Annotated in this window: 18 protein-coding genes; 7 read left to right on the top strand and 11 right to left on the bottom strand. The window is 56.9% G+C overall.

Annotation, left to right across the window (positions count from 1 at the left end):
* Positions 1-100: 100 nt before the first annotated feature.
* Positions 101-601, top strand: coding sequence for a GNAT family N-acetyltransferase (locus BG55_RS09950; protein WP_034937040.1), 501 nt, complete (start codon positions 101-103; stop codon positions 599-601).
* 412 nt (positions 602-1,013) lie between these two features.
* Here BG55_RS09950 and BG55_RS22825 read toward each other — a convergent pair whose 3' ends face one another.
* Positions 1,014-1,310: a DUF943 family protein gene (locus tag BG55_RS22825; RefSeq protein WP_034937043.1), complete on the bottom strand. Its 297-nt coding sequence runs from the start codon at positions 1,308-1,310 to the stop codon at positions 1,014-1,016.
* Here BG55_RS22825 and BG55_RS22830 point away from each other — a divergent pair.
* Positions 1,309-1,575, top strand: coding sequence for a hypothetical protein (locus BG55_RS22830; protein ID WP_034937044.1), 267 nt, complete (start codon positions 1,309-1,311; stop codon positions 1,573-1,575). The two genes, BG55_RS22825 and BG55_RS22830, sit on opposite strands and share 2 nt — an antisense overlap.
* A gap of 27 nt (positions 1,576-1,602) precedes the next feature.
* Positions 1,603-1,797 carry a hypothetical protein gene (locus BG55_RS09970; RefSeq protein ID WP_034937047.1) on the top strand — a complete coding sequence of 65 codons (195 nt, stop codon included), beginning with the start codon at positions 1,603-1,605 and terminating at the stop codon, positions 1,795-1,797.
* A gap of 188 nt (positions 1,798-1,985) precedes the next feature.
* Here the strand turns inward: BG55_RS09970 and ftnA are convergent, their stop codons facing one another.
* Positions 1,986-2,495: a non-heme ferritin gene (ftnA, locus tag BG55_RS09975; protein WP_034937048.1), complete on the bottom strand. Its 510-nt coding sequence runs from the start codon at positions 2,493-2,495 to the stop codon at positions 1,986-1,988.
* Between the two features lie 519 nt (positions 2,496-3,014).
* Complete coding sequence (locus tag BG55_RS09985; protein ID WP_052018778.1) at positions 3,015-4,235, bottom strand: MFS transporter; 1,221 nt, start codon at positions 4,233-4,235, stop codon at positions 3,015-3,017.
* A 101-nt stretch (positions 4,236-4,336) separates the two neighbouring features.
* Here BG55_RS09985 and BG55_RS09990 point away from each other — a divergent pair, with 101 nt between their 5' ends.
* Entirely contained in the window at positions 4,337-5,272 is a 936-nt protein-coding gene (locus tag BG55_RS09990; protein WP_034937052.1) for a LysR family transcriptional regulator, read from the top strand.
* Between the two features lie 56 nt (positions 5,273-5,328).
* Here BG55_RS09990 and BG55_RS09995 read toward each other — a convergent pair whose 3' ends face one another.
* From BG55_RS09995 to BG55_RS10025, 8 genes are all read right to left on the bottom strand, one after another.
* Positions 5,329-7,008, bottom strand: coding sequence for a methyl-accepting chemotaxis protein (locus BG55_RS09995; RefSeq protein ID WP_034937054.1), 1,680 nt, complete (start codon positions 7,006-7,008; stop codon positions 5,329-5,331).
* 112 nt (positions 7,009-7,120) lie between these two features.
* Positions 7,121-9,607: a pyrroloquinoline quinone biosynthesis protein PqqF gene (gene pqqF, locus BG55_RS10000; RefSeq protein ID WP_034937056.1), complete on the bottom strand. Its 2,487-nt coding sequence runs from the start codon at positions 9,605-9,607 to the stop codon at positions 7,121-7,123.
* On the bottom strand, positions 9,604-10,737 hold the full coding sequence (pqqE, locus tag BG55_RS10005; protein ID WP_034937059.1) for a pyrroloquinoline quinone biosynthesis protein PqqE: 1,134 nt from the start codon (positions 10,735-10,737) through the stop codon (positions 9,604-9,606). Before pqqE ends, pqqF begins: the two co-directional genes overlap by 4 nt.
* On the bottom strand, positions 10,724-11,008 hold the full coding sequence (gene pqqD, locus BG55_RS10010) for a pyrroloquinoline quinone biosynthesis peptide chaperone PqqD (RefSeq protein ID WP_034937061.1): 285 nt from the start codon (positions 11,006-11,008) through the stop codon (positions 10,724-10,726). The genes pqqE and pqqD overlap by 14 nt, the downstream gene beginning before the upstream one ends.
* Positions 11,008-11,760, bottom strand: coding sequence for a pyrroloquinoline-quinone synthase PqqC (gene pqqC, locus BG55_RS10015; RefSeq protein ID WP_034937064.1), 753 nt, complete (start codon positions 11,758-11,760; stop codon positions 11,008-11,010). Before pqqC ends, pqqD begins: the two co-directional genes overlap by 1 nt.
* Positions 11,761-11,785: 25 nt before the next feature.
* Positions 11,786-12,697, bottom strand: a complete 912-nt coding sequence (pqqB, locus tag BG55_RS10020; RefSeq protein WP_034937067.1) for a pyrroloquinoline quinone biosynthesis protein PqqB — start codon at positions 12,695-12,697, stop codon at positions 11,786-11,788.
* Between the two features lie 52 nt (positions 12,698-12,749).
* Positions 12,750-12,824 (bottom strand): pyrroloquinoline quinone precursor peptide PqqA, encoded by a 75-nt coding sequence (gene pqqA, locus BG55_RS21850; RefSeq protein ID WP_071995007.1) that lies wholly within the window; start codon positions 12,822-12,824, stop codon positions 12,750-12,752.
* A 172-nt stretch (positions 12,825-12,996) separates the two neighbouring features.
* Positions 12,997-14,043 carry a dipeptidase gene (locus BG55_RS10025; RefSeq protein ID WP_034937070.1) on the bottom strand — a complete coding sequence of 349 codons (1,047 nt, stop codon included), beginning with the start codon at positions 14,041-14,043 and terminating at the stop codon, positions 12,997-12,999.
* Between the two features lie 123 nt (positions 14,044-14,166).
* Between BG55_RS10025 and yghX the strand changes: the two genes are divergently transcribed.
* The 3 genes from yghX to BG55_RS10040 all read left to right on the top strand — a co-directional run bounded on the left by yghX (position 14,167) and on the right by BG55_RS10040 (position 16,892).
* Positions 14,167-15,054 (top strand): YghX family hydrolase, encoded by an 888-nt coding sequence (gene yghX / locus BG55_RS10030; RefSeq protein WP_034937072.1) that lies wholly within the window; start codon positions 14,167-14,169, stop codon positions 15,052-15,054.
* A gap of 136 nt (positions 15,055-15,190) precedes the next feature.
* Entirely contained in the window at positions 15,191-16,129 is a 939-nt protein-coding gene (locus BG55_RS10035; RefSeq protein WP_034937076.1) for an extracellular solute-binding protein, read from the top strand.
* Positions 16,101-16,892 (top strand): molybdate ABC transporter permease subunit, encoded by a 792-nt coding sequence (locus tag BG55_RS10040; protein ID WP_200871610.1) that lies wholly within the window; start codon positions 16,101-16,103, stop codon positions 16,890-16,892. The genes BG55_RS10035 and BG55_RS10040 overlap by 29 nt, the downstream gene beginning before the upstream one ends.
* The last annotated feature ends 19 nt before the right edge of the window (positions 16,893-16,911 follow it).

Genomic DNA, 16,911 nt, shown 5'->3' on the forward strand with positions numbered 1-16,911 from the left:
TGTTAAAGTGAAATATCTCAGAGCCACACTCATCCATTCGATTATCTATCAGGTGGGCGGCAGCGATGTTTGCCCGCCATCACCCGCAGGAGTCAGCCTTATGACAGCGCAGTCGGTTTCTCTGGTTCGGTATCAGCCAGTCTGGCAGTCCGGAGTGGTAGCATTAATCCTGCCGATCCAGAATCAGGAGTTTGGTATCACTATCTCTGCGGCTCAGCAGCCGGATCTCAGCGATATTGACGGTTTTTATCAGTCCGGTAACGGTGATTTCTGGTTGGCGGTGGCGGATGAGCAGGTGGTGGGATGTATTGGCCTGAAGGACATCGGTAATCAACAGGCTGCGCTACGCAAAATGTTTGTTGCCGAGGCCTGGCGGGGAAGGGAGAAAGGCATTGCCAGCGCCTTGCTGAGCCGTTTACTGGAACATGCTGCACGCCGGGAACTGCACGATATTTACCTGGGTACGACCAGTAAATTTCTGGCGGCACATCGTTTCTATGAGAAGAACGGTTTTCAGGAGGTCTCTCAGACTTCGTTACCCGATGCGTTCCCGGTAATGAAAGTGGATAGCAAATTTTACCGTCTTGCTCTGCGGCAGTAAAAATGGCATTGCGTGATTAAGATCCTGCCCCATCAGGGCTGGTTTACTCGCCATTTTGAACCCGGGCAGTGCGCGAAATCCTCACGTACTTCGTGTACGCTCCGGTTTCTGTGCGCTGTCCGTGTCCAGACTGGCTGCGACAATAACACCTGGTGGGCCAGTCTCTGAGGTGTTATTCCGGCCATCGCCAGGCCGGTATGGCACAGGATATCTGCCTTTTCGCACAGACATTTGCCGTCAGCATCGTTCTTCCTGTCGGGATGTGTTATTCCTCGCCTGAGAGCTTTATTTATTTCTGTCTTTTCCATGCCCTGCATTCCATCCTGAATAATAAATATCAGTGCGTTTTTTGCGGTTATTATCGACAGGAAAAAGCGTCATTTTTTTTCAGTGTTTACCATTTTTAATATTATCAGAACAGTAAGAGGCTTCTCTTTTTGCTACTTGTTACCATCGCCAACATCCCGGAGATTAACGTTGAGTGAGGTTGGGGAAACGTTACATTTGATTTTAGTGTGTCTTTATTCGCCAGCCACCACGCGATTTTTCCATTATCGTTGATGGGAAATGACGCCTTACAGAGATTATAAGGAAAAGCGTAGTTTTCATTCTGTGGCATCGTGATGGCGTGTTCTTTTTTGAAATATTCAGTCTGGAGAAATTGATACGCTTTGAATTCAATAACATTTGCAGGAGTAATTAAAATCATGAATATCTCAGCTGAAAAAACAAGCCATTCACATGCTGTTGCATCTTTAAATACCGACCATTCATCACAAAGTAAGAAAGCGAATGCTACTAATTTAACTACAAAGGTTGATATGGTAGAAAATTTATGTGATGCATTTGCAAAAATGAGCATCAGCAGTAATAAAAAGGTGTCATTTTCAAATTTAACCAAAAAGGTCGATATGGTAGAAGATTTATGTGATGCATTTGCAAAAATGAGCATCAGCAGTAATAAAAAGGTGTGATTTAAAAAGGACGAGGACAATAGCTGGATGGAGTATATTAAACCAGATGAAGAAAAGGGTTATTTCAAATTGTCAGATGATGAAGTGACTTACAGACTAAGAGTTGACAGGGCAGCGAAAGCACATGGGCTTATGGTTGCTGTGGGGCATGATGACCACAAAACATCGCCAAATCCTTACAACCATGCATTTGCATTATCAGAAATTGCAAAATTAGGCTGAATATTTATCCATTTAAATAATTCGGGAAAAGTCCGGTGACTTACCTGTACCGCCCCCATAAAGTTGGATAGCACGCAATAAGAGTGGATCAGGCCCGTAGCTTATTATTTAACTGGAGTCAGCCCCTGAGCCTGGCTACTTACCGGGTGTATGCGGGATTGTTGGGCGGCAGTAACCGCCCTTTATCATCAGCTCTGCGGATTGCTGGTGCTGCTCATTTTCATCAGGTCTTTATCAACAAAGAACAGGGCTTCACCGCTGTTGCCGACCAGCGCCAGTTTATCCAGTACGGATTTAAACAGCTTCTCTTCTTCATGCTGTTCAGCCACATACCATTGCAGGAAATTAAAGGTGGAGTAATCCTGCGTGGTGATCGCGGCATGTGCCAGCTCATTGATTTTGCTGGTGATCAGTTTTTCGTGATGGTAGGCCTGTTCCAGCACCTCATTCAGTGAATTAAAGGTCACTGGCGGCGCAGCGATGGTGCCCAGCACCGGCATGGCTCCGGTATCGCTCAGGTAGTTAAACAGCCGCTGCATGTGCTGCATCTCTTCAGCGGAGTGTTCACGCATAAACGCAGCCGCGCCTTCAAAACCTTTATCAGAACACCAGGCGCTCATTTGCAGATACAGATTGGCGGAAAAGAATTCCAGATTTAACTGGTCGTTCAGTTTGGCGGTCATTTCGCTGGTCAGCATAGCGGCTCCATATTTTTTCGCGGTGAATTTTATTAACGGTATTATTGGGCGCATTATGCACGGCTGTCGCGGAAATAAAAACTCTTTAAGACCCTTTTTATGTCATTTTCGGGCGAATTAACACAATGAAAGATAAGTGATAATTGTTCTCTCTGTTATTGGCATAAATTCCGTTTTTTAAATGTTTTTGATAACCATTCTTATTATTAATACGCAGCAATTTTACCCACTCAGAATGGTCTTATTGCCGGATTTATAAAATTATTGCTGTTGAAAAATAATCAGCAGAAAGTGCCGAAGGCAGAAAAAGCGATAATTTTATTCGTCGTTCGCCATTATCCCTTGCGGAAAGGTGTTGCGGGCCTGGCATTTTCCGTTGACTGGTGTTGCCAGAGCCGCTGCAATCCCTTTCTGCCTGACCTGGCGCTGTTCCCGGTCAGCGGGCGGTGCTGCTGCGGTCCGATTGATCGCCAGCTTTCTCTGTGCTGCTGGTCAGCAGACAGGGTTAGCGCAGTCGGGTTATGACCCGGCCGCAGGCTGGCGGACCGCAGCTGGTGGGGTCCTGTCGCGCCAGCGCACCACCATGCTGCCCAGGCCGCTCAGCGTCAGCAGTGCCACCACGCCTGTCCAGCCGGTTTTCTCCAGCATGATGCTGCCAGCAGCGGAGCCTGCCGCCATACCGATAAATACGCCGGTAAACATCAGCGCATTCAGCCTGCTGCGCGCAGCAGGCTCCAGACTGAAGATGATCGACTGGTGCGACACCAGCGTCGACTGCACACCAAAATCAAAGCCAATCGCCGAGAGGACAATCACCGCCAGCGCCCAGGGAGCAGGCAGCCACGGCAGCAGGAACATCAATGCGAAGGAGAGGGAGGCGACCGTCGTGCCGATCAGGGTGACCCGCCGGGGACCACGACGATCGGCCAGCGTTCCGGCCAGCGGTGCCGCCAGCGCACCCGCAGCTCCCGCCAGGCCAAAGGATCCGGCTGTTGCACTGCCCAGCTGCCAGCTGTCATGTAGCATTACCGCCAGCGTCGACCAGAAGGCGCTGAACCCGACCGACAGCAACGCCTGGGCCAGCGTGGCCCGCCGCAACGCAGGATAGTGGCACCAGAGGTGATGCATGGAAGAGAGCAGCGCCGGATAACGCATCTGCGTAGCCGGAGGCATTGACGGCAGGCTGCGCCACAACACCAGGGTGATGGCGGTAACCATCACCGCTGCGGCGATAAATATGCTGCGCCAGCCAAAATACCCGGCCACAAAGCCACTCAGCACGCGGGACAGCAGGATCCCCAGCAGCAGCCCGGTCATTACGCTGCCGACGGTTTTACCGCGCTGCGCGGCGGGAGAGAGCTGGGCAGAGGCCGGAACAATATCCTGAGCCACGGTGGCGGCAATCCCCACCGTAAGGCTGGCAAGCAGCAGCATACCGATCCCGCTGCTACTGGCACTGAATACCAGCGCGCAGGCCAGCAGCAGCCCTTTCAGAGCAATAATCTTTCGTCGGTCATGGCGATCGCCCAGCGGTGCCAGCAGCAGAATGCCCAGCGCATAACCCGCCTGCGTCAGCGTCGGCACCAGACCCACGCTGGAGACGGTGGCATGCAGCTCCCTGACCAGAATCCCCAGCATCGGCTGGCTGTAATAGATGGAGGCCACGCTGAAGCCTGCGCCGGTCGCCAGTATTACGACGGTGCGACGGGCAAGGGGGGCGTGTGGCGAAGGGGATGTCATCTGCTCTCCTGATAATCTGATGAGATAAGGAGCACATTTTTAACGCCAGGCGGGGAAGCGTGGTAGTGGCCTGCCCGGTAATACTGTTATACGCTTAATGCATGAAAGAAATCCCTTTGTCAGGCACCGACCGTATAGAGTTGATGCAAACCTTTATCCGTATTGTTGAAGCGGGCAGCCTCTCTGCGGCGGCGGCCCGTTTGCAAACCACCCAACCCACCGTCAGCCGACGTTTACAGACGCTGGAGAAATTGCTGGGGCTGAAGCTGATACAGCGCACCACGCACGTGATGAAGTTAACCGATGACGGCCAACGCTGCTTTGCCCATGCTCAGACGCTGATTGAGAACTGGCGGACCATAGAAGACGATCTTCGGGGGGTAACCGAAGAGCCGGTCGGGCTGTTACGGGTGCTGGTGCCACATGCATTTGGTCAGGATCAGATGATTGCGCCATTGCAGCGCTATTTGCAGAGCTATCCAAAAATGACCGTGGAGTGGATGCTCAGTGACCGGCGGCCAGACTTTATTGCGGAAGGGATAGATTGCGCGGTGCATATCGGGGCGATGACCGATCCCTCAGTGGTGGCGGTGCTGGTTGCAGAAGTGCCGCGCATTGTGGTGGCCGCGCCGGAATTATCTGCCGGGCATAACCCGGTGCAGCATCCGCAAGCGTTGAAAAGCTATCCCTGGGTGGCGCTCAGCACTTTCTATCGCAATCAGATGGTGCTGCATAGCGACGACGGCACAACAGAGCAGATTGATATCCAGCCCCGCTTGTTGACCGACAGTCTGTATGCCTTGCGCAACAGTGTGCTGCTGGGGATGGGCATTGGCGTGGCGTCAAAATGGGCGGTAACGGAGGATATTGCCAGCGGGCGGCTGCTGCATCTTTGTCCCGCCTGGTATGCAGAGCCGCTGCCGGTTTTTCTGGTCTATCCCTGGGCGCGTTATTATCCTGCCAAACTGCGTCAGTTTCTGGCGCTGATGCGACAGGTGTTGCCGCTGATCGGCGGCACCCAGGCACCGAGCCTGTGATCAGCCTGTGGACCGTTCAGCCGCCGCTCGGGCAGGCTGAACGGTCTGTAACGTAATCAGAAGGTTTCCCAGTTGCCCTGGTCGCCTTGCAGTGCTTTGCGGGGTGGGGCTAACGGCAGAAGCGGAGCGGGTATGGCTTTGTCTGCTGGTTTTGCACTGCTCAGGCTGCGGCCTGGCGTCTGATCGGTTCTGAATGCGGCCACTGCCTGAGAAAGACGGCTGGCCTGCTCTTCCAGCGAAGCGGATGCTGCCGCCGACTCCTGCACCAGGGCCGCGTTTTGCTGTGTGACGCGGTCCATTTCGGTCACCGCCAGGCCAATCTGATCGATCCCCCGGCTTTGCTCATCGGAAGCGGAGGCGATTTCTCCCATGATGTCGGTGACGCGCATGACCGCGGCGACGATATCGTGCATGGTTTTACCGGCGACGCTAACCTGTTCAGAACCGGCGTCCACCCGGCTGACCGAGGCTTCAATCAGGGTTTTAATCTCTTTCGCCGCCTGCGCACTGCGCTGCGCCAGATTGCGTACTTCACCCGCCACCACGGCGAATCCGCGTCCCTGTTCCCCCGCACGGGCGGCTTCTACCGCTGCATTCAGCGCCAGGATGTTGGTCTGGAAGGCGATGCCGTCGATCACGCTGATAATGTCAGCAATTTTCTGCGAGCTTCCGGCAATTTCCCCCATGGTCTTCACCACGCCATCCACCATCTGGCCGCCTTTTCCGGCGGTTTCTGAGGCGCTTTTGGCCAGCTGCGACGCCTGGCGGGCATTTTCCGCATTCTGTTTCACCGTGGCGGTCAGCTGCTCCATGCTGGCAGCGGTTTGCTCCAGCGAGGCGGCCTGCTGCTCGGTGCGGGCGGAAAGGTCGTTGTTGCCAAGTGATATCTCGCCTGCACCGGTATAAATGGCGCTGGCGCTGTCACGCACATGGCTGACGGTCTGTTTCAGCGACTGCTGCATCGCCGAAAGGTGCGTGGCCAGCAGTGCCATTTCACTGCGGCCTTCCACCGACAGATGACCGGAAAGATCGCCGCCAGCAATGCCCTGAATATGTGTGGTGACCAACTTCAGCGGCGTCAGCAGCACGGCTTTAATCACCACCCAGACCGCCAGCACCAGCAGTGCCAGCACCAGCACCACGCCAGCCAGCGTCCACACCATGTGGCTGAAGCTGTGCTGATTCTGCTCCATGCCGGTTGCCAGCAGCGCGTCATTCTGTGTGCGCCACTGGTTGTAGCTCTCTTCCATCATCTCCTGCGCTTTCTGCGTGTCCAGGTTGCCGTAGGCTTCATAATTATTGGCCCGCAGATACTGGATTGACATGGTCAGGGTATCGAACAGCTGCTGATAACTGCTGGCAACCCGCGCCGCCAGCTCAGGACTTTGCCCGTTGATGGCAGGCGCATTTTTGTAGGCGTCGTAATGTTGCTGCGCTACCTGAAGTGAGGCCGCAGCGTCTGACAGCAGTTTGGCTATCGCCGCCTGTGCTGCCGCGTCGGTCTGCTTTTTAAGAATACGGATGGCGACGCGGTTGATCGTCACCCTGGTTTTAATCAGGGTCTGCCAGCTGTCGCTGAGCTGTCCCTGCTGGTGGGTCAGTGTGTTGGCGTGAGTGAAATTGTTTTTATCCTGGTTAATGGCTTTAAAAGAGAGGGCGCTTGAAATCAGCAGCAGCCCGCTAAATACCACCAGCATAATAATAATGCTGGTAACGACCTTCATATTTTTAATCATGCTGTGCACTCTGTGATGGGGAAAAACCCGCTGAACAGGTTATCGGATCACCGTGACAGGAACTTTATGCTGGTCATCGCAGAATTTTTCACCAGCGGGAGCATGCCGGATATCAGGCCGCGGAATATGCGCCGGGCTGATTGTGCAGGTGCCACCAGCGTTGGGGATCGTCGCTCAGGCTCAGGCAGGCCTGGCGGAGTGTAGCCAGGGTAATCTGCGGGTAAATATCCGGGGTCAGCGGCGGTAAATTTATCCGCTGATGTTGCCAGTGCCCGACACACTGCGCCGGACTGCCGGGAGGATGCGGCGCAAGTGTGCGCTGCTGCGCGGCGATGCACGCCTCCAGCTCTGCGGCAGGTAAGGTGGCGATGACGGCAATCATCTGCTGCACAAAGCTGGCGATGTGCTGATAAAGCTCCCCGCAGGGGAGAAGCGGCGATTGCAGGGCAAACAGCAGACCGGCGTGGCCTGCAAGATGCTGAAAGCGGCAGCTGACCACATAGCCGATATTCTTCTCCACGCGAAAGCGTTGGAAAAAACGTGGGCCATACAGGGTCGCCAGTAGCTGACAGGTGGCGATATTCAATAAAGAGAGCTCAGCCAGCGGGCAGAAGACGATAACGGCGGCGTCATCACTGCGGGTGGCAACGGCGTAACAGGATTTATCCGGCAGCGCGGGTCGGTACTGACCGCAAGAGAGGTGCAGCGCGGCGGGGAAAGCGGATAACAGCCGGGCAAGCGGCTGGCTGAGCTGTTGATCTTCCGCATACAGCGCCGCCTGCCAGTCGGTATCGCGCAGACTGCCCGGCAGTGGCAGGACCGGGCTGACCGCCGTGGCTGACGGGTGTAACAGCTGTTGCAGATGATGCAGCAGGCAGCGCACGGCGACGTCATCAAAATTTGCCTGCCTGCTGCGCTGATATGCGCGCTCAGCCTGCGCCATTACGGCTTCTGAAGGCGAATTCAGCGCGCTCAGCGCGCCAGCCAGCCCCGCCAGCATTAACTCCTCACCGGCGCTGAGTTGCAGCAGCCATACTCCCTGCTGCTGTACAAAGCGCAGATCGCCGCCGCGATGACGACAGTCGGCCATCGCCGGTTGCAGGGCGGCCGTCATCACCGCCGCACACGCTTCGCTCAGCCACTGGCCGGGCCGTGGCGTGAGCAACAGCGTGGGTTGACCACGGCAAACCAAAATCTGTAACGGGGCCGACGTCGCAGGCAAAACCGGCAGCGGCAGTGCGCTGTCAGGCTGATGAAACCGCATCTTCGCTGCCGGACGTTGTTCGCCGCTGAGGGATAGCGCAACGTCGTGCTCAGTGCGGGCTGGTTGTCGCAGCGGACCACAGGAGAGCGTAAACCCCTGGGCCACGCAGTGCGGCAAATCGTCCTGTGCGCTCAGCCACAGCCGGGTCATATTCTTCGCTGACAGCCGGGTAAGCAGTTTTCGCCACTGCGCTAAACGTGCCGTCAGACCTTCCGCCGAAGCGGCTTCGTCAGTCAGACCTTCCGGCGGCGCAAAGCCAAATGCCAGTATTCGCAGCCGCTCAACGGGGGACTGCGCGGCAAAATCGCGCTGTGCCAGACGGGCATAATGCGCCAGCTGTGGTCCGGTCAGACTGGCGGCCTGTTTCAGCCACTGGCCGAAGAGGGCTTCAGTTTCTGCGTTTTGCTGATGATTGCCAGCGTTGAGTTGAAAAACCACGCTCAGCAGGGACTGATGTGGACTGCGGTAAGGCTCCAGCAGCTGAATGTTGTCGCACTGTTGCCGTAATGCCTCTGCCAGGCTGTGTTCAGCTTTATCGTGCAGCAGCTCGCGCAGTATAGAAAACAGGCCGGGATCGACACCGCTAAGCGGAAAACTTAACAGCAGCGCCGTGTGATGACTGTGCAGGGCAAAGGTTCGCTCAGGGCGCAGGCGGAGCAGCGGATCGCAGGGTGAGGGCATGACGGAGGGACTGGCCTGAAAAGCCCGCCCGACCTTTTGTGCCAGTGCGGTCAGCTCGGTTAACGGCTGGGGGCCCAGCAGCCACAGGTGCAGGTTCGCCGTATGGAACCAGCGCTGATGATAATCCTGTAATGCCTGGCGCAGCGCGCTGCTGTCGTGGCCAAAGTGGCTCAGCGAGCCAACGTGAAAATTATGTATGGGATGCGGGAAGGCAAACGCCTGGCTGAGCGCGGCGTCCCGCAGCGTGGCGCTGTGGCTGCACAACATGCGGTATTCCGCATCAATAACCCTGGCTTCCTGCGCTGTCGCCTCATGGCTCAGCAGCGGGTTGATCAGCATATCCACCAGCCGCTCCAGCCCGTCGGCCAGGCTTTCGGCGGCGGATTCAAAGAACCAGGCGGTCTGATTTGCCAGGGTGGTGGCATTCAGCGAGGCACCCTGCGCGGCGGCCCAGGCCATCAGCCGCTGCTGATGCTGAAAATTCGCGCTACCGGCAAACAGCACGTGCTCCAGCAGATGCGCCAGTCCCGGCCATGCCTGCGGTTCCTGATGGCTGCCCGCCGCCAGTTGGATCAGTGCGGCGGCCCGTGGCGCATCCGCATCGTGGATCACCGTCACCCGCAGCCCATTCTCCAGCCTCAGCTGCCTGCTCATACTTTGAAAATCAGCTGCGAGTTGACGCGGTTGCGAAACTGTAACTGGTCAATGCGCATGTTGCTGCATTCAGCCTGCCGCCGCGCGTCGAGGATCTTTTCGTGGTGCGGCGATTTGCTACATACCGGGTCGGCATTATCCGCATTGCCGGTCAGCATAAAGGCCTGGCAGCGGCAGCCGCCAAAATCCTGCTCTTTTTCCGAACAGGAGCGGCACGGCTCCGGCATCCAGTCGAAGCCGCGATATTTGTTGAAGCCGAACGATTCATACCAGATTTGCTGAAGACTGTGCTCCAGCACCGACGGGAACTGGACCGGCAGCTGACGGGCGCTGTGGCAGGGAAGCGCCATCCCTTCCGGCGTAACGCTTAAGAAAATCGCTCCCCAGCCGCCCATGCAGCCTTTAGGGCGTTCTTCGTAATAGTCGGGGGTGACAAACAGCAGGTTAGCCAGATTGCTGTCGGCGCTCATTTTTTCACGGTAGCGCTGGACGACCGCTTCCGCACTGGCAATCTGCTGGCGGGTTGGCAACAGTCCCTCCCGGTTGAGCTGCGCCCAGCCGTAAAACTGGCAGGTAGCCAGCTCGACGTCATCGGCTTCCAGCTCAATCGCCAGATCGATAATCCGGTCGATCTGGTCGATATTGTGCCGGTGCAGCACAAAGTTCAGCACCATCGGATAGCCGTGCGCTTTGACCGCTTTTGCCATCGCCAGCTTCTGCTGGAAGGCTTTCTGCGATCCCGCCAGCGCGGCGTTCAGCGTCTCATCGCTGGCCTGAAAACTGATCTGAATATGATCCAGACCGGCATCGGCAAAGGCATCGATCTTCTTCTCTGTCAGGCCGATGCCGGAGGTGATCAGGTTGGTGTAAAAACCCAGATCGCGCGCGGCACGGATCAGTTCCGGCAGATCCTTACGCACCAGCGGTTCGCCGCCGGAAAAACCCAGCTGTACCGCCCCCATCTGCCGCGCCTGCCTGAAGACCTCAATCCACTGTTCGGTAGTCAGCTCCTGCTCTTCGCGGGCAAAATCCAGTGGGTTGGAGCAGTACGGGCACTGCAACGGGCAGCGGTAGGTCAGCTCTGCCAGCAGCCACAGCGGCGGATTGATTTGAGGTTTAAGCGGGTTCACGCAGGATTATCCACTTCTGTTCTACTGCCTGGCTGAGAAACTCTCTGACATCGTCGTCAACGCCACCCGCGTCCGGAAAAGCGGCATTGAGCACGGCAATCAGTTCTGCGATGCAACGCTTGCCATCCACCTGTTGCAGGATGGCGGCGGCGCTCTCATTGAGCTTTGCCATGCCTTCCGGATAGAGGATCACATGGCATTGCTGGGTGGGCTCCCATTGCAGACGGTAGCCCCGGCGAAAGGCGGCAATATGCCGATCGGTGATATTCATTACAGCAGTCTCTCATGGTGCCAGACCGGCTGGTCGGTGACGGTGTGATAAGGCGGACGGTGCAGCTCCCAGGCCATGCTCATGGCATCCAGCATGCTCCACAGGATATCCAGCTTGAACTGGAGGATTTGCAACATCCTTTGCTGTTTTTCCGCCGTGGTGCACCAGGCTTTCGCCAGCGCCAGTCCGTGCTCGACATCGCGGTTAGCCTGGCTCAGACGGCTGCGGAAATAGTGATAGCCTTCGGCTTCAATCCAGCCGTAATGCTTTGGCCAGCTGTCCAGGCGCGCCTGATGGATTTGCGGAGCAAACAGCTCGGTCAGTGAGCTACAGGCTGCTTCCTGCCAGACCGCCCGTCGGGCAAAGTTGACGTAGGCATCCACCGCAAAGCGTACGCCGGGCAGCACCCACTCTTCCGACAGCAGTTGCTCACGCGGCAGCCCGACGGCCTCGCCCAGCCGCAGCCAGGCTTCAATACCGCCCTGACTGTTTTCCTGCCCGTAGTGATCGAGAATACGTTGCACCCATTTGCGACGGACCTGCGGGTCCGGGCAGTTGGCCATAATCGCCGCGTCTTTGATCGGGATGCTGGTCTGATAATAGAAGCGATTTGCCACCCAGCCCTGGATCTGCTCGCGGCTGGCCTGACCGTTGTGCATCGCGATGTGATAAGGGTGATGGATATGGTAATAAGCGCCGCGTGCCCGCAGCGCCTGCTCAAAGGCATCTGGCGTCATCGCCTCTGCCGGCATCGTGTCTGGCTTCATCTTCATCTCGTTACAGGTCAATTTGCATCCCGTCCCAGCTTACTTCAATGCCCGCTCTGGTCAACGCAAGGCGTTCGGCTGACTCTTCATCAAGGATTGGGTTGGTGTTGTTAATGTGGATCAGAATTTTGCGTTCTGCCGGCAGGGAGGCCAACAGGGCCAGCAGCCCGCCTTCTTCCGCCAGCGCCAGATGGCCCATATCCCGGCCGGTATTGCGTCCGACACCGCTGTTTGCCAGTTCATTATCCTGCCACAGGGTGCCGTCAATCAGCAGGCAGTCGGCCTTATTCAGCCACTCCAGCAACGGCGCGTCCGGCTCGCCGAGGCCCGGTGCATACAGCAGCGTTTTGCCGCTGCGGCTGTCGGCAATAAACAGCGCCACGTTGTGGCCGGGCAGCGGTCGGTCACGGTAAGGGGAGTAGGGCGGCGCATTGCTGAGCAGCGGAATGGCGGTGAAGGTCAGCGCCGGACAGACCGCCACTGAAAAAGGTTCACCGGGCGTAATGGCATGATGTACCAGGCCGCCGTTCCAGTGGCTGAGCATGGGAAAAACCGGGAAGCCGGTGCTCAGATCCTGATGCACTTCTGACGTGCACCAGACCTGATGTGGGCAACCTTCACGCAGGCTGAGCAGGCCGGTGGTGTGATCGATCTGGCTGTCGGTCAGGATTATCGAGCCAATCGCCGTGCCGCGCAGCACCCCCTGTTTGTTCAGCACTGGCGTGGCGGCAATCTGCTGAGCAATATCCGGAGAGGCGTTGCACAGCACAAAATCAACGCCGTTATCACTGATGGCGATGGATGACTGAGTGCGGGCTGAGGTTTTCAGGGTGCCGTTACGCAGGCCCTGGCAGTTTTTGCAATTGCAGTTCCACTGAGGGAAGCCACCGCCCGCAGCAGAACCGAGAACGTTAATCTGCATGTGTGAACCAGCAAAGGAAAAGGAAGATGCCCACCGAAGTGGGCACAGGGGATTAGCGGTTGGAGATGTACAGCGTGACTTCTAAGCCCAGACGTAAATCAACAAATTTTGGTTTAGTCCACTTCATGGTGCTCTCCTCATGGTGTTTATCAAAAAGCCGTCATAATGACGGAGGGTGATCGGTTTATCGGCAATTATCTTATATTTTCTGGAACGAATGTTGCGCCTGTGTCACATTGATATCAACCCTGTGTAAAGCAGGGATTAACCTCAAAAGCGCTCTCAATGTTCCAGGTGGTTCATTTTCCCCAGGTTTTCTTTAATACCCGCAGCCAGTTGCGCCAGCAGATTTTTTCAATCAGCTGGCTGGAATAGCCTGCCGAAGTCATCGCGGCAATCAGTCGGGGTAACCCGGCGACATCACCCAGTTGTTCAGGCACGCTGATGCCATCGAAATCGGATCCCAGCCCCACGCCCTCTTCACCCAGCCTGTTCAGCAGCCAGTCCAGATGTCGGACGATTTCGCTCAGCGGCGTACTGCCATCGCGTTTGCCATCGGCGCGCAAAAACGCGTTGCCAAAATTCACGCCGACAAAGCCATCGCTGGCGGCGATGGCATCCAGCTGGCGGTCGGTCAGATTGCGCGGCTGGGGGCAAAGCGTATGCGCATTAGAATGGCTGGCAACCAGCGGCGCGCTGCTCAGCCGGGCGGTCTGCCAGAAGGCTTTCTCATTCATATGAGAGAGATCAATCAGTAGCCTTTGCTGATTGCAGAGCCGCAGCAGATTCAGACCGGCAGCCGTCAGCCCCTCGCCGCTGTCCGGTGAGCCGGGAAAAGCCCCGGTCACGCCGTGACCAAACACATTTTGCAGGTTCCATAATGGTCCGATGCTGCGCAGTCCGGCGGCGATCCAGCCTTCCAGCTGGCTGCATTCGGCATCCAGCGCTTCAGCGCCTTCAATGTGCAACACCATTGCCAGCACGCCGTCAGCGATGCACTTTTCTGTCTCCTCAGCGCTCTGACAGACACGGGCCTGGCCCTGCGAGCGCTCTGCCACCTGATGCAGCAAGGCAATCTGCGCGTCGGTGATGGCCAGCGGGCTGTGACTGCGTTCATCGTAAGCCGGGTTATGCTGCCTGACATACTGTGCAGGCGGGACGAAAACGGCAAACAGCCCGCCGGCAAATCCCCCCTGGCGAATGCGGGCCATATCCAGATGTCCTTCCAGCGAGCGATGGAGAAAATCCCCCACTGCATCGTCGGACTGATGCAGCCACAGCCGGAGCAACAGATCGTTATGTCCGTCAAAGACGGGCGGTGAAGAAGCAGGCCGGGCTTGGGTCATAATGAATAATCTGGCGGTTGACTGAAAGTATATGCAATGTTAACGAAATGATATCTTAAAACCGCGCGTCTCTGCCCGGCCAAAATGTGCGGTTCAGCATAAACAACCTTAAGGAGCCAACCGATGTCCCGAATGACTGCGAAAGACTTCTCTCCTGAATTGCTGGAAATTTACGATTATTACGTTCATGGCAAAATCACCAAGCGTGAATTTTTGTCGCTGGCCGGTAAGTTTGCCGTTGGCGGACTGACGGCGGCGGCGCTGCTCTCCTCGCTCAGCCCCAATTACGCGCTGGCGCAGCAGGTGGAATTTACCGATCCGGATATCCTGCCGGAGTACATTCATTATCCTTCACCGCAGGGCAATAAAAGCGTGCGTGGCTATCTGGTGCGCCCGGCAAAAGCCAGCGGTAAGCTGCCTGCGGTGGTGGTGGTGCACGAAAACCGCGGGCTGAATCCCTATATTGAAGATGTGGCGCGGCGGGTTGCCAAGGCCGGATTTATCGCGCTGGCACCGGACGGCCTGAGCGCGATGGGCGGTTATCCCGGCAACGATGAAAAGGGGCGCGAGCTGCAACAGCAGATCGATCCGACCCGGTTAATGAACGACTTTTTCGCCGCGATTGAGTTTCTGATGCAGGATGCGCGGACCACCGGCAAAGTGGGCATCACTGGCTTTTGCTATGGCGGTGGCGTAGCCAATGCCGCTGCGGTGGCATACCCGGAGCTGGCCTGCGCGGTGCCATTTTATGGCCGTCAGCCGGATGCGAAAGACGTGGCGCGTATCAAGGCTCCGCTGTTGCTGCACTATGCCGGGCTGGACACGCGCATCAATGAAGGCTGGCCCGCGTATGAGGCGGCGCTGAAAGCCAGTAACAAGGTGTATGAGGCGCATATCTATCCGGAAGTCAATCACGGCTTTCACAACGATTCGACGCCGCGCTACGATAAAGCCGCCGCCGACCTCGCCTGGCAGCGCACCCTCGGCTGGTTTAATAAGTATCTGGTTTAAGGACGAAAAAACACGCAGCCCGATCGCGCCAGCAGTGACGCAACCTCCACGGTGAAGTTAACTGGCGTGCTTATTGACGTGGCCGGAGATTCGATTATCGTAATGTATCCAGTTATATAACGATGAGCGTTTAATCATGTCCGGATGTAAAGCTTTTACCCTTACCCGCCTGGCGGGTGCCGCCGCCGTTCTGCTGGCGCTTTCCAGCGCGGCGCAGGCGGCGGATGATTTCCGCGTCACTTATGCCGGGTCGATGGGTGTGGTGATGGACAAGGCGCTGGGACCGGCGTTTGCCAGGGAAAATAAGGTGAATTACCAGGGCCAGGGGCAGGGCGCATATGGCATGGCAAATCTGCTGGCGTCGAAAAAGGTGGTGGCGGATGTGTTTGTTTCCGTGACGCCCGGACCGATTGCCGTGCTGCAAAAAGCCGGGCTGGTGGACCATGCGGTGCCGGTCGCCAGTACAAGTATGGTGATTGCCTGGAATCCGAAAGGCAAATACGCCGCGCAGTTCAACGCCATTCGTGACCACCAGCAGGGGGCGAAAGCGTGGTGGCAGGTGCTGCAAACGCCGTCGTTGCGTTTTGGTCGCACCGATCCTGCCACCGATCCGCAAGGGCAGAACATCATTTTCACCATGCTGCTGGCCAGTCGTTACTATCAGCAGCCGGATCTGGCGAACAAGGTGTTGGGTGATGTGCAAAACCCTCAGCAGGTGTTTGCGGAAGGTGGCCTGCTGACGCGTCTTGAAGCCGGACAGATTGATGCGGCTTCCGGCTATGAAAGCGCTACCCGCTCGGCACATCTGCCCTACATTACCCTGCCGGATGAAATCAACCTGAGCGATCCGTCGCTGGATAAAGAGTGGTACAGCCGGGTCAGTTTTGACATCACCGACGCCAAAGGCCAGAAAAAAACGCTGCATACCCAGCCGCTGGTGTTTTATGCCGCCGTGCTGAAAAACGCGCCACATCCTGAAATGGCACAGAAATTTGTGCAGTTTATGCAGGGAAAAGAGGGGCAGACGTTGTTGCAGAACCATGGCTATGGCGCGCCGAAAGGCGGGGCGATGTAAGGTGCGATCGCTGTGGCTGGGGATACCGGCAGTGCTGCTGTTGGTCACGCCTTTTATCACCCTGCTGGCGATTACGCCGTGGTCCACTTTTCAGCTGGCGTGGGGTGACGGCCATGCCGTTGCCACCTCGCTGGCGATGAGTGCGGTTGCTGTTCCGCTGATTATTGCCGCTGGTCTGCCGCTGGCCCTGTGGCTGTCCAGAACCTCGTCGCGCTGGCGTGGGGCGGTGGAAGTGGCGGTGCTGGTGCCTCTGCTGACCCCGCCGCTGGCGATGGGGATCCTGCTGGTGTCGGTGTTTGGTCCCTATGGTTCGCTCGGCGAAGTGCTGGCTACGCTCGGTGTGTCGCTGAATAACAATGCCGGGGCCTTTATCATTGCGCAATTTTATGGCGGTTTACCGTGGTTTGTGGTTGCTGCCAGAGCCGCCTTTGAGCAGGTATCGGTCGATATTGAAGAGGCTGGCCAGACGCTGGGGGCCACGGCGTGGCAGATTTTCTGGCGACTGACGTTGCCACAGGCGGCGAGGGGGCTGGCGGCGGCGCTGGCCCTGACCTGGGGCAGGGTGATCGGTGAATTCGGTATCGTGCTGGTTTTCAGCTATTTTCCTCAGGGGATCCCGGTCAAACTGTTTATCAATTTGCAGAATGACGGCGTTGACGCGGTTTACTCGCTGTTATGGCTGCTGCTGCTGGTGACCCTGCCACTGCCGTTGTGGTGCGTGATGCGAGCCGGACGGAACAGGACCGGCATGGGCCATAGTTGATCCTGCATCACAAATGTGT

This window comes from Erwinia mallotivora (genome assembly GCF_000590885.1).
Lineage (GTDB): Bacteria > Pseudomonadota > Gammaproteobacteria > Enterobacterales > Enterobacteriaceae > Erwinia > Erwinia mallotivora.